This window comes from Rivularia sp. UHCC 0363 (genome assembly GCF_034931125.1).
GTDB lineage: Bacteria > Cyanobacteriota > Cyanobacteriia > Cyanobacteriales > Nostocaceae > Rivularia.
In genome coordinates this window covers 12,626-26,370 of sequence record NZ_JAYGHM010000042.1, presented here as the reverse complement: position 1 = coordinate 26,370, position 13,745 = coordinate 12,626, and the positions used below count along the sequence as shown (strand labels likewise).

Genomic DNA, 13,745 nt, shown 5'->3' with positions numbered 1-13,745 from the left:
ATTAATTAATATTAAATATATCAATTAAAGGGAGTATCTCCAAGTACAGTAGGATACACAAGTTTAGGATCGGGGAGATGGGGAGAAATTTAAACTATAGACTAGAAATTAACTGTGCATTTGTCAAAATAGACGTAACAGCGCAAAATTTGAGGAGACGTATTAATGCTGTTGTTCTCTACATTATGGCACGGACAAAAAATATAGGTGCATCGCACCAAACATCTTTTTCGGTTATTGCTAAAGCTTGCATTTCTTTGATATATTCCGTTTTACATTCCTCTAACTTATCAGTTGAAAGCTGAAGAACTTGATAGCCGAAAACATTGTTTGCATTCATCCACCAAATATCTTCCGCAATGGTCTCATCTGCTTTAAAATACCAACCGAACTGCTCGGTTTCTACTTCTATCTTTTTAAACCCTATTTCATCCAATAATTGATTGCATCTCTCAATAGTTCCCATTGGTTTGTTAGGATTGGGAACATTTATACCATATCGTCGAGCAACTTCTCTAAATAATACAGAAGGCGGAAAAGCATTTTCTGACCAAACATTAAACGCTATAAATCCATCTGTTTTTAAAAACCGCTGCCATTTTTGGAAAGCTGCGGGAATATCAGTTAAATAACAAACAGCTAAGGAACACAATATAGCATCAAAACTATTTTCTGCAAAATTCAAATTTTCCGCATCTGCTTCAATAAATTCAACATTGTGTAAACCAATTTCAGCTAACTTTTGTTTAGCATTTTTCAACATTCCTGTAGAAATATCAATCCCAATAACTTTACCTCCATTACCTACTTTTTGAGCAGCATTCAGCGCGACTATACCCGTACCCGTCGCTACATCTAATATTTTCTGTCCATTTTGCAAATTCGCAAATTCAACTAATTTATTGGCAATAGGTATGTAAAATCTGCCTTTATCGTAATTATTTCTTGAATTAAAGTCATTTAATAACTGCTGCTTGTAAGCTGTTTTAGATTTATTTTGCATGAGATTAGCGAGCTTTTCGGCTCGCACTACTTTTCATTCCATATCTTTTTCAAAGTATTTTACAATTTGACGTTCTCTCCGACCTCAAGGAACGGAGATTCATTAAATCACTTTAATGGTGTTCTCTTTCACAGACAAACCTTTAAATCAGCTATCTCTTGCGAGCAATATTTAAACTGTTTCACCGTTCAATAGAACCAATGAACAAGTCTAATTTAGCTAACCCCAGAGGGTTGCATCTCCAGAGACGTACTAGAATATTTATCTAGCGTTTTCGTGCGCCCCACGATACGTTTACTTGATTGGATTATTGAAAAGATTTACTTTTCTGGTTGCTACAACTTTTCAGTTCGCTGGCTATTGTCTCACGGTTTTCGCCACCCAATTTCCTTAGCCCATCAACTAGCCTTTAATGTACGCCTATCTTTTATACCGTTAGCGGACGGTCTAACCTCGTGGGTTGATGCTTTTATTGAGACAAGAATATTTTACCAGAAAAGCATTTCTTGCTATATGAAGATTTTGAAAGTAGCCCTACAAGGGCTAGGCTTTAAACCCAATTTTTTCGGTAAATATAAAAAACCCCCCAAAAATAGGGGGATGGGTAAATTTTTACTTTTTGCTACCGTAGCTCTGTCTCAGCAAGTGCTTCTAAATGAAAAGCCAGATTATTGAGCGACATTTCAATTTCGTTACTGTAAGTAAGGCTTCTCCACCTTTTAGTCGTAGCATTATCTAGTGCGGTTGTATCCAAATATCGCGCAAAAACTACTAACCTTTGCGAATCTGTTTCAGCTAATGCTAAACTTTCTAAAAATTCTTGAGGTGTCATATCCAACTCCATTCATGTTAACTTTTTGAGTCTTTATATTTTTGCCACACCTGCATTTTTATTTCTGATGTTAACTTACCCAGATTGAAAAAAGTTAGTTCTTAAATGCTGCTAGTAATTACTTAATTTGGTTGCTTATCATGTATCTTTTTCACGCTATTCCACAGTTCAATATGGGGAATATGGCTAATTCCAGCAAATTGAGCATCATTAACTTCTATTACTATCCATAAAGCATTTTCCGCAGTTTCACATCGTTCAAAATCTCGCGGAATATAGTAGATTTTGCAGCCTAACAATTGAGCCGCTTGTGTCATCTGCTGATTTTCCTTTGCACTTGCAGATGACTTAATTTGCTCAGTAGATTAACTTATAATAATCATGATTTTTGGATTATTTTCCAGCAGCTAAGAAAGAAATCACCCCACCATATAATGCATAAAATTTCCCTTCATCTACAGGTGTATCGCTGTTATTCCAAGTCGCAACTACACAATACTGTTTGCCGTTCTTTCCCTTCAACCAAGTAGTAAAATTTAAAACACCAGGTTCGGAACCACCTTTATATGCTACTCTTTCCCAATCATTTGGATTAGCAACTCCAGAATTAATGCTCATCAACGGTAAGTCTGCAACTTCTTCGATTAATTCGCAAAGTTCTTCGGCACTATAAAACCATTCCACATCCAATGCATTGGGGTTAGTATCTATAAATTCGTTTACGTCGGGAAGCGGTTGACTGGCTAATTCTGCTAACAATACACGACGTTGCTTTTCATTACCATTACGATAACGCTCTAATAACTGGCGATTTTGAGAACCTTTTAGAATAAACAGTTCGCGGGTGCTTAAAAAAGGACGATTGCGAGACGAACTAGATTCAATAGATTTTCCAACTTGTTTAATTAAAATATCTGTAGCTGTATTATCGCTGATAGATATCATCAAACTGGCGAGTGTTTGTAAGGTTAGAGGTGAATTATCGGACCAATTTTGCAGTATTCCAGATGGTAAACTTTTGTCTTCAGATTGTAGGGTAACTATATCTTTCCATGATTTTTGTCCGGAAGATATTTGCACTTTTAGCGTTTTAAGAACGGCAAGTTTAAAAGCCGAACCAACAGCTAATGGTGTTTTCGCATTAAAATCGGCAATAATTGAAGAGTTTTCTTTTACTATAAAACTAACTTTACCAGGTAATTTTTTAAATTCGGCGATCGCATCTGATAAACTACTAATATTTAAGTTTGGTTGCAACAATAAACCTGTTATCCTTCCTTTGCTATTTAAAACTATTTGGGTTGCTACTGAACCTTGGCTAAAATTTACTACATAATCGTGACCATTTTTTTGTACTCCTTGATAGGTTCTCAGTTGTTTTTTAACATCGGTGATTATAATTATTACCTGAGTAATAGATACTTGTGATAAAAATTCTGGTGCAAACCACTCAGCTTCGATGTCTTCGCTGGTAAATAATTTTTCTAAAATTTCTTCTGGAGTCATGGCTTCAATTGAGTTTTGAAGTTGAGCTAAATTTGGAGTTAGTCTTTGATGCAGACGACTTGTTTAAGCAGCACTATTAGTTCGGCTAATTCAGGTAAATTAGATATTGTTACATTAATAGCTTCAGGATTATTCCATGTTGAATCACCAACAATTATAAAAATCACTTCATCAGGATATTGGAGCTTGAACTCTTTTAGCTTTTCCTGAAAAGAACTGAGAGTAATGTTGTAAGGATTTTTTATCTCAAACCAGTAACCATCAACCCAAAAGTCAGGTGTAAACGTGGTAACTTCGTTATTGATATTGAGTGTAAAAACTTGAGGTTCATACTTGTAATATAAACCTTGATGTATGAGCCATAGCGCAAATACATGCTCGTATGAACTACGTACATAATGTCCAATATCTTTCCTAAAACCACCTTTACCAAATCCAGCTTTAGGACTTAATTTCAATCTTCCACTAGCAAAACCATCTTTACGTCGTTTTGATAATAATATACGATGTTCAGGCGATAGAATTCGACCTCTACGTTGTTGACTAAACTTAGCTCTAGTTTCTTTTGTATGTTTGTAACCTAGATGACCTAGACTGTTTTGCTTAGATATGAACTTAGCTTTTTCGACTCCATAAAACTCAATATTGGATTTACCTTTTCTAAGAATGCCAAGTTCTCTTATAGCTTTTGTCTGACGTATCGAAAGAGTTGGATCTTTTGCATGAGCTAACTTCATAGCTTCCGAACGCAGCTTTCTAGTATTTGCAGATTGAATATAAACAGAATTTGGAATACCGTATTCTTTCATCCTTCTTCTAAAGTTACTAATAGAAACCCCACAAATCTCCGCTGCTTCTTCAACAGTTTTTGAGAAAAGCAGATGTTGAATTTTTTCCTTAGTAATATTCGTATAACGCTTCATTAACAAGTTTTATAGCTTATCTTTAAAGCATTATACTACTATTGATTAACCTTTAACACATACAACTTGCTTTAAAGTAGCAACTACTTCTACAAGGTCTGTTTGTTGATTAATGACTTCCTCTATCGGCTTATAAGCTCCAGGAATTTCATCTAAAATGCCTTCGTCTTTACGACATTCTACACCCTTAGTTTGCTCAATCAAATCATCAAGGGTATAGGCTTTTTTTGCCTTAGTTCTTGACATCAAACGCCCCGCACCATGAGCGCAGCTACAAAAACTTTCAACGTTACCTTTTCCCTTAACAATATAAGATTTCGCTCCCATTGAACCGGGAATAATGCCGTAATCTTCCTTTTGCGCTCTGACCGCACCTTTACGAGTCACGTATACATCTTCGTCAAAATGCACTTCTTTCTCGGAATAATTGTGATGACAATTCACTTCTAACAAAGGTTTAAAAGCCTTTCCACCAGCCAAATGCTTTTCAATAATCCGCTTAAATCGCGCCATCATCACGTCGCGGTTGTAACGTGCATACTCCTGCGCCCACTGCAAATCATGCCAATAAGCCGCAAATTCTGGCGTACCAGCGACAAAATGAGCTAAATCTGGGTCTGGTAAGCTATTACCTGCCATTTTAGCTAAATCCTTCGCCGTACTAATATGATACTGCGCTAATTTATTCCCAATATTGCGGGAACCAGAATGCAGCATCAGCCAAACTTGGTCTTCCGTATCGATACAAACTTCGATAAAGTGATTTCCACCACCCAAGGAACCCAATTGCTTCATGGCTTTATCTTCTAAGTCTTGCACTCCCCGATGCAATTCTTTGAAATCACTCCAGTTTTGCCAATTAGTTACAGCTTTTTCAACATCTTTATTTTCATTAAATCCAGTGGGAATTGCTGCTTCAATATCCAAGCGAATTTTCTTTAGTTTACCTTCTAATTGTTCGCTTTTAAATGGAGTTTTGATCGCAACCATGCCGCAATTATGAACAAATACACCTGCTTTCAAAGCAAAGTTATGATATTCGGGTACCGTTAAACAATAAACATCTTCTGTATAGTTTAAAGGTACAACAGCAACAACTTTATGATTGTTGTAATGGTTGTGAACCGCATCACCCTCACCCTGGAAGGGTGGGGCTACGGGAACAAAGTCCGCCTGCGCGGACTTAATAAAATTAGTTTGGTTAGGCTTTCTTTGTACAGTTGCGTAAGATTTATTGTCATCTTTTTCTGTTCTTTGTCCTTCAAAACGAGGATTTTCTCCTAACAATTCCGACCTTGCAATTATCCAATGTGCTTTTTGCCATCTACCAGAATATGGTTGAGAAATTAAAGTATAACCATCCCGATCTAATTTAGAGTAAAACGGCATCAAAGATGTTTCAGGTAAAAGATATTGCGCTTCCTTATAAGTTCCATCCCGCAACATAAACTGATGGTCTGGAGTGCAAATAATTTCTTCACCATTATCTAAAATTACTTTCACCAAAGATGCATTTTTTCTAGTTAACTTAGCGCTAGCTTTCGCCGCTACAATTTTACCTGTTGATGTACAAGCATAAATAATAAATTTTTCATTTATAGCAGCTAATTCTTTTAAAGAATAAGACTTTCCATCAACTAAAGGAATTAAAGTATTCCCCGCAAAACATCCTATATCAACACCTACAGCGGCAGGAATTATCGCTTCTTTAGTCGCTATTACCGAACCTACTAAAGCCCCTTTTCCTAAATGAACATCCGGCATTAAAGCTACGTGTTTAAATACAAAAGGTAGCGATGCCACATTTTTTGCCATCTTGGTTTCATCGCTTTTCAACTCGTGATTTGCCCAAGATAAAACGGGTGTTTCTGTTGATATTTCTAACTCTTTATAAGGCATAATACAATATTAGATTTTGGATTGTTCGTAAATAGGACTTACGCAAGCCCCCCTTCCCAAGGGGGGTTGGGGGGATCAAAATTCTCGGGAACACTATATTTCCCGTAGTTGTTGCGTAAGTCCTAGTAAATCAACTTTTGGATATCAAGTAGACATCACTTATAACGCTACAATGACTGTAGTACGGGCATCTTACTCCCTTTAATCGCAGCAATTTAAAAGTCGATTATTTTAATAGGGCGATCGCCATAACCATAAACCGCACTTTGATTTCTACTTTCTTTGTATTACAATTGTAGTACACAAATCTCAAAAGTCAACTTAGCTGTGACGGAATAAAAACACAAAGTTGGCAAATATATATTAAAATTTCTTAAGAAAATACTTTTATTTTTAATTCAACGTAATTAAGGTTTTATATCAATGGCAGTTAGACAAGATACCCTCTGGGAACGTTTCCTATCTCCTGTAGTTCGTTTGTTGATTAATGAAGAGGAGTTACGAGATTATTCTCAAAGCGTGGATTGGGAGAAAGATAGCGATCGCTTCCGAAGGGATGACGTGACAATACCTCCATACTACAGTTCTCAAAATTTTCATGGAATAGAGCGAGGATACTTAAATCCTGGTGCTGCGGTGAGTTACGATGCTGTGACTCAATATGCTTTACCACCAAATGAAACTTGGATTCGTCAAGCTTTAGTTGATGCTGTAAAAGTAAAGCCGCGACGCATCCTTGATTTGGGTTGCGGTACTGGTTCGACAACTTTAATGCTGAAGCAAGCTTTTCGGGGAGCGGAAGTAATCGGACTAGATTTGTCCCCCTATATGTTACTCCGAAGTTTCCACAAATCGCAGAGTGCTGGTTTAGACATCAATTGGCAGCAAGGTAACGCCGAACATACATCTTTTGCCGATGCTTCGTTTGACTTAGTTACAGCTTCTTTATTGTTCCATGAAACTCCAACTACGGCTACCAAAGCAATTTTAGATGAATGTTTTCGCTTGCTGGTACCGGGGGGACAAGTATTGATTTTAGATGGGAATCAGAAAACTTTACGTCAGCTAGAGTGGCTGCATAATATTTTTGAGGAACCTTATATCCACGAATATGCTAATAGTAGTAACGATGCAAATATGGGTGCGGCGGGATTTGCAGCCGTAAGAACCGAAGATGTATGGTTTATTAATCAGCTAACTAGCGGTATTAAGCCGATTTCAGCAGAAAATGCATATGTCCCCCCTTCCGTAGATAGTACCTTGGATAACAACCTTGGTTTTCCTTCCCCAGCGTAAACAAGACAGCATGATCAAGGCAGTTATATTTGATTTTAATGGCATTATCATCAACGATGAACCAATTCATCAGCAATTGATGGAAGATATTTTGCTAGAAGAAAATTTGGTACTCAAACCGGGAGAGTATCAAAAAGTGTGCTTAGGGCGTAGCGATCGCGGTTGTTTGCGAGATTTGTTAGCGAGTCGGGGACGAGTTGTTGATGAAAATTATCTGACTAAGTTACTCCAAAAAAAAGCTCAAGGTTATGTCGAGCAAATAGAAAGTTTGGCAAAATTACCTTTGTACCCCGGTTTAGATGACTTAATATTCAAAATACGTTCAAGTAACTTAAAGTTAGCCATAGTTAGCGGTGCAATTCGCAAGGAAATTGAATTAGTCCTCCACCGCTCCGAGCTAACAGAATACTTTAAAATTATTGTTGCAGGCGATGATATTACTACGAGTAAACCAAAACCCGACGGTTATTTACTTGCAGTCGAGCGTCTGAGTCAAGAATATCCCGAACTAAATCTGCTAGCAAACGAATGTTTAGCGGTTGAAGATACATTAGCCGGTATTCAAGCAGCAAAAGCAGCAAATATGAAAGTAGTTGGGGTTGCGAATACCTATCCATTTCATATGTTACAACGTCAAGCCAACTGGACTGTAGATTATTTAACTGAATTGGAACTTGAACGAATCCAAGAAATTTATGCTCCTAAGAAACAATCTAAAATCTAAAATCTAAAATCTAAAATTCCTAACTATTGACCGTCAAAACCGCATTTATAGTATTTAATAAATCCGAATTAGTGAATGGTTTAGCTAAAAAGCCTTGAATTCCATTACCTGCTGCTTGAGCTAAAGTTTGAGTTGATGCTAATCCACTCATCACAATAATTTGGACTTGTGGGTTTAACTGCTGTAAAGTACGGATGGCTGTTACTCCATCCATTTCCGGCATCATCATATCTATCAACACAAGGCTAATTTTCTTCTTATTCTGTACATATGTAGAAATCGCTTCAATCCCATCTGCGGCTGTAAATACTTCAAAATTATGACTTTCTAAGGAAGTTTTGATAATTTCACAAATTGCTGGTTCGTCATCTACTACTAAAATCAGTTCTGAGTTTCCCAACTGCGCTGCATTTTCCTGGACTGCTTCAATTCCCTTTTTGCGGGTGCTGGGTAAATACACTTTGAATTGACTACCTTTTCCCAACTCGCTGCTTACTTGAATAAAGCCACCGTGGTTTTTAACAATGCCGATCGCAGTTGATAAACCTAATCCCGTTCCTTTTCCGACTTCTTTGGTGGTGAAGAAGGGGTCAAAAACTCGCTCAATAACTTCTGGTTCTATACCTGTTCCGGTATCGGCAATTGTGACAACTATATAGCTACCAACTTTAGCTTCGATGTTCATTCTGGCGTAGCTTTCATCAATATACAGGTTTTGGGCGCTAATGGTTATTGTTCCACCATTTGGCATTGCATCGCGAGCATTAACAACCAAATTCATTAATACTTGATGCATCTGTGTAGGGTCTGCGGAAACTGTCAATATGTCTTGCGGTAGATTGCTTTGAATTACAATCGATTTAGGAAATGTTCCTTTGGCAAATTGTTCAATATCTTTCAATAAATGATTGATTTGCAGCACCGTGCGTCTAGCTTCGTTACCACGAGCGAATGTGAGGATTTGCTTAACCATATCAGCACCACGTTTAGCACTGTTTTCGAGCATGGTAAGCATTTCGCTACAGTCAGGCTTTTCACTATTGAGCTTTAGGGGTAGCAGTTGCGCGATCGCCAAAATCGGTGTGAGGATATTGTTCAAATCGTGAGCAATACCGCTTGCTAAAGTTCCCAAACTTTCTAAGCGTTGGGTACGGAGAAACTGATTTTCTAATTGCTTTTTCTCGGTAATGTCGGTGTCAACGGTGAGAATTGATTCAGGGTTCCCGGCTTCGTCGCGTACTAACGTCCAACGGCTAGCAACTATAATATTTTTACCTGTTTTAGTAACTTTATTTAATTCTCCTAACCACGAACCAGTTTCAACAACTTTATGCAGCGCTTGTTCTAATTCTGATGTCACTTGCTTATATAAAATCTTGTTAGCTGTCTTTCCAATTATTTCTTCTTTCTTCCAACCATATATTTGCTCGGCGCTGCGGTTACAGTATGAAATAACACCGTTTAAATCTCTGACTAATATTGCATCTGTAGTTATATCGAGTAATTGGGCTTGTTGAGCAATTTTTTCTTCAGCTTGCTTACGTCGAGTAATATCGGAAAACGAAGTAACTACACCATGAGGAATAGTTTGTCCGGGAAAAAATAGCGGTTCGGAGTTAATCAAAATCCAGGTAAGTTCTCCGTTCGGTTTATGAACTCCCATCACCGTGTTTAAACATGGTTTACCTGTACGCAACGCAATCATCGCAGGATGATTTTCACCGGGGAAAGCACAACCGTCTTCATAAATAGTATGCCAACGTGGATCTAAGGAATTTCGTCCTTTTATTTGTTCGGCTGTTAACCCTAAAATACTTTCTGCACTAGCATTACAGGAACTTATAGTACCATCCGCTTGCTGAATCACGACACCTTCATGCATCGATTTGACAACCGAACAATAAAGTTTTTTGCTCTCTCGCAGTTCTAATTCTACCTGCTTGTACTCGCTAATATCTTGAACAATGCCATAGTAACGACGCAAATTTCCTTGAGAATCGCGTTCCACTCTTCCACAAACAAATACATGACCGAAATTACCATCGGGACGTGAAAAGCGAACTTTTGTTTCATAAGGAACACCCCGCTCAATGCAATCCATGACCATTTTATAAATGCGATCGCGGTCATCTGGATGTACTATTGTATTGATAATGGTTTTTACATCTGGCATTGTATCGCCGGGATTCAAATTAATTATGCGGTAAAATTGCTCCGACCACCATCTTTCATTTGTAATTAAATCTCTTGACCAACTGCCTATTTTGGCGATACTTTGCGCTTCTTGCAGCCAAGTTTGAGTCCACCGCAGTTGTTCTGCTTGCTTGCGTTCGGTGATATTGTCAATACCGCAATATCCTTCACTAGATACCCCGCTTGTTTCCACAACTGCGGAATGTCCGTTTTTGTGCAGGTTAATATTTTCTAAATTAACAGATTGATTTTGATGTTTTAACGCTTCTAAATCCAACGCTTGCAACAAACTACTTTGATTTACAATCCCGATTATATGTTCTTGGTCGTCCACGATCGGCAAATTATCGATTCCATGCTGACGCATGATTCGTAATGGCGTAAAAATATTCCGGTATTGAGATTGCTTTAAACTTACTACTTGCCGCGTCATGACTTCGGCAACTTTTTCCTGAGTGAAATTACTGTGAGATAAAGTAAGTCTTACCACGTCCAAAGGCGTTAGTATACCTACTAAACTATAATTGTCCACAACTAATACGCAATTCGTCTGCGGATTTAAGACACCTGCTATTGATGAAATTGATGTATTTAACCCAGCATTGCGATCTGGCACTTGTACCATCAAGGCGATCGCATCAACGATCGAGGTATCAGGTGTAACAATTACTGGATTTGTATTTATTATTCTACTTAAAGCAAGTAAATTAATAGTTTCGGCATTAAATTGCATAAGCTTAAATGCCTCACGACAACTTTAAACGAGAATTAATATTATAGCTATCACACTTTTAGCTTTACCGTCGATCGTAACTTATATTATTAGTTATAAATATTCAATAAAATTTCACTTAAGAGGCGAATTATTGCCAATATTATCTTGAAATAGATGTTTTAAGCATTACCTAGACAGATATCTAAGAAGTTATTTATTTGTAAATTTTTGTAAAGAATAGTTAAAAACAGAGGTCAAGTTTATGGGATCAATATTTTATTATTAACATCAATAATAACTTTTTAATAGTTAATTGATCGCTGCTAAAAAAATTGAATCTTCGTAAAATTTGCAGCGATCGCCGTACTTCAAAGGAACGAGGAATAATTTAATCGTATCGGTGTCACCGATTTTAGGAGGTATTTTCGCACCAATTTCCGGCTATTTATCAGATCGTTATGGTTCCCGTCCGATAAGTTTGATTGGATTAATCCTGATGGCTGTGGGATGTTTGCTCATCAGTACCTTCAATGCTCAAATGACCGAACTTGGCTATATTTGGCGGGTTGTACCCTTTGGTATCGGGCTGGGAATGTTCCAATCTCCCAACAACAGCGCAATTTTAGGTGAAGTTCCCCCAGAGCGATTGGGCATTGCTTCGGGGTTGCTGTCGCTGTCACGAACGCTGGGACAAACCACCGGACTACCGATCATGGCATCGGTGTTTAATGCGATCGCTCTGAGCGGCATCTCAGCAACCGATGTTACCAAAGCACCACCAGAAGCGCTCGTTTCAGGTATTGAAGTAACATTTCGCATCGCCGCGATAGTTATTTTTATTGCTGCGGGATTAGTTATGGTATTGTGGCGAATGCAAAAGCGAGTGAGACAATAAATCTACAAACTTGTGAAATTGCGATCGCCGCTTGTGATTTGGCGGAGTTAGTAGGTATTGCGATCGCTTTACCTACACTCTTCGATTGTGCAAACACGGTATTAGCAAGAAACTTGCCGTGATTCTGCTCGTTATGTTCACCAGCGATCGGCGTTTGATGGAAAAATTTGTTAAATGCTTGGCTGTTATTGCAGACATTCGTCGAGTAGCTGCATCCTGGCTCTTGATAACTTAATCTCGATGCATGATTCAGTAGCAGAGGCAAGGAAACAAAAACTTAATTCGTGAGTAGAGCGAAATCCCCGGTTATAATTGGACGATTTAGCAGCGCAAGGATGTTATTTTTTAGTAGGATCTGGGCTAACTCGAACAATCAGCTTGCCAAAATTCTCGCCTTGCAATTGACCAATGAAAACACGCGCCGCTTTGTCCAAACCTTCCACCACATCCTCTTTATACTTGATCTGACCATCGCGTATCCATCCAGAAACATCGCTCAAAAAAGCTTTTAAACGGTCTTGGTAGTCAGCAACTAAAAACCCTTTTATTAAAGCTCGCTTAACTAGCAGTGGCATCAAATTGGGTCCAGGGGGCAGATTCGTTGCATTATATTGAGAGATTAAACCTACTAAAGGAATCCTGGCACCAAGGTTAATCTGCTGCATGACTGCTTCTAAAATCGCACCTGCTGTATTATCAAAGTAAACATCTATACCATCAGGGCAAGCTTCTTTGAGTGCAGGATAGAGTTCCTGAGTTTTGCGGTTGATACAACTATCAAAGCCAAGTTCATTCACGATGTAGTTACACTTTTCATCGCTTCCTACAACTCCTACCGCTCGACAACCCTTGATTTTAGCAATTTGACCAACTACGGAACCTACAGCACCCGAAGCAGCCGACACGACAACGGTTTCTCCTGCCTGGGGTTGCCCGATGTCTAAAAGCGCACAATAAGCTGTTAGCCCTGGCATTCCCATAACTCCCAGTGCGTAGGAAAGTGGAGCTTGTTCGGGGTCGAGCTTGCGGATACCTTTACCGTTCGACACGCCGTAGGTTTGCCAACCGTTATAATCAACGATGAAATCTCCTTCGGAAAATTGGGGCAGATTTGATTGGACAACCTGGCTAACCGTGGCTCCCACCATCACTGAGTCAAGTTCAACTGGATCGGCATAGGATTCTTTAGCGCTGATGCGACCTCGCATATATGGATCGAGAGACAAATAAATGGTTCTGCTGAGAAGTTCCCCATCAGCAGGTTCGGGAATAGAATTTTCTACCTTAGCAAAATCACTAACTTTAGGTTCGCCTTGAGGACGATTTTTGAGCAATACTTGTAGATTTTTGGATTCGGACATGAGCAGTTGCACCTTTTATTAAGTCGATCGGGAGTTGAACGAATTTCTTCAGAAAATGATCAATTTGCAAATATACAACCACCTTATTGTGCTTGAGAGTTGAAATTAAGGCATCTATCTATGTACAGATGCTATTCGCCAACCAATGTTGTTAGATAAACATTAAAAGTTGCATTACCCGATTTTTTTGACACAATTTGACACAAAATTATTGCGTGAATGAAACATTACTGACACATCACGCAGGTTAAATTAACAATATCTCGCATAAAGGATTCGTGCAATGTCTATTAAATTTACTACGTTTGGCTTGGAAAAAAGTTTGGGATATGTGACTGAAGCTGCACTTGAAGTATTCAGCCCTAACCACGACAGCTATCCATCAATTGGCGTACAAC

At 38.4% G+C, this 13,745-nt stretch carries 12 protein-coding genes; 3 read left to right on the top strand and 9 right to left on the bottom strand.

What is annotated here, in order from left to right:
• Positions 1-178: 178 nt before the first annotated feature.
• The 6 genes from VB797_RS21990 to VB797_RS21965 all read right to left on the bottom strand — a co-directional run bounded on the left by VB797_RS21990 (position 179) and on the right by VB797_RS21965 (position 6,163).
• Positions 179-1,003 (bottom strand): class I SAM-dependent methyltransferase, encoded by an 825-nt coding sequence (locus tag VB797_RS21990; RefSeq protein ID WP_323239874.1) that lies wholly within the window; start codon positions 1,001-1,003, stop codon positions 179-181.
• A 622-nt stretch (positions 1,004-1,625) separates the two neighbouring features.
• Complete coding sequence (locus VB797_RS21985) at positions 1,626-1,835, bottom strand: hypothetical protein (protein ID WP_323239873.1); 210 nt, start codon at positions 1,833-1,835, stop codon at positions 1,626-1,628.
• Positions 1,836-1,957: 122 nt separating this feature from the next.
• Positions 1,958-2,152, bottom strand: a complete 195-nt coding sequence (locus VB797_RS21980) for a hypothetical protein (RefSeq protein WP_323239872.1) — start codon at positions 2,150-2,152, stop codon at positions 1,958-1,960.
• 76 nt (positions 2,153-2,228) lie between these two features.
• Positions 2,229-3,341 carry a serine hydrolase gene (locus tag VB797_RS21975; protein ID WP_323239871.1) on the bottom strand — a complete coding sequence of 371 codons (1,113 nt, stop codon included), beginning with the start codon at positions 3,339-3,341 and terminating at the stop codon, positions 2,229-2,231.
• Between the two features lie 38 nt (positions 3,342-3,379).
• A complete protein-coding gene (locus tag VB797_RS21970; protein WP_323239870.1) occupies positions 3,380-4,264 on the bottom strand; it encodes a hypothetical protein in 885 nt (294 codons plus the stop codon).
• Positions 4,265-4,309: 45 nt separating this feature from the next.
• The gene (locus VB797_RS21965) at positions 4,310-6,163 is read right to left on the bottom strand and encodes an RtcB family protein (RefSeq protein WP_323239869.1); all 1,854 of its coding nucleotides are present in this window, start codon (positions 6,161-6,163) and stop codon (positions 4,310-4,312) included.
• Positions 6,164-6,586: 423 nt separating this feature from the next.
• Here VB797_RS21965 and VB797_RS21960 point away from each other — a divergent pair, with 423 nt between their 5' ends.
• Both VB797_RS21960 and VB797_RS21955 read left to right on the top strand, forming a co-directional pair.
• Positions 6,587-7,459 carry a class I SAM-dependent methyltransferase gene (locus tag VB797_RS21960; protein WP_323239868.1) on the top strand — a complete coding sequence of 291 codons (873 nt, stop codon included), beginning with the start codon at positions 6,587-6,589 and terminating at the stop codon, positions 7,457-7,459.
• A 10-nt stretch (positions 7,460-7,469) separates the two neighbouring features.
• The gene (locus VB797_RS21955; RefSeq protein ID WP_323239867.1) at positions 7,470-8,183 is read left to right on the top strand and encodes an HAD family phosphatase; all 714 of its coding nucleotides are present in this window, start codon (positions 7,470-7,472) and stop codon (positions 8,181-8,183) included.
• Between the two features lie 19 nt (positions 8,184-8,202).
• Here the strand turns inward: VB797_RS21955 and VB797_RS21950 are convergent, their stop codons facing one another.
• Positions 8,203-11,109 carry a PAS domain S-box protein gene (locus VB797_RS21950; protein ID WP_323239866.1) on the bottom strand — a complete coding sequence of 969 codons (2,907 nt, stop codon included), beginning with the start codon at positions 11,107-11,109 and terminating at the stop codon, positions 8,203-8,205.
• 382 nt (positions 11,110-11,491) lie between these two features.
• Between VB797_RS21950 and VB797_RS21945 the strand changes: the two genes are divergently transcribed.
• A complete protein-coding gene (locus VB797_RS21945) occupies positions 11,492-11,986 on the top strand; it encodes an MFS transporter (protein ID WP_323239865.1) in 495 nt (164 codons plus the stop codon).
• Here VB797_RS21945 and VB797_RS21940 read toward each other — a convergent pair.
• The gene (locus VB797_RS21940; protein ID WP_323239864.1) at positions 11,946-12,251 is read right to left on the bottom strand and encodes a hypothetical protein; all 306 of its coding nucleotides are present in this window, start codon (positions 12,249-12,251) and stop codon (positions 11,946-11,948) included. The two genes, VB797_RS21945 and VB797_RS21940, sit on opposite strands and share 41 nt — an antisense overlap.
• Positions 12,252-12,324: 73 nt before the next feature.
• Positions 12,325-13,347, bottom strand: coding sequence for an NADP-dependent oxidoreductase (locus VB797_RS21935; RefSeq protein ID WP_323239863.1), 1,023 nt, complete (start codon positions 13,345-13,347; stop codon positions 12,325-12,327).
• Positions 13,348-13,745 lie beyond the last annotated feature (398 nt).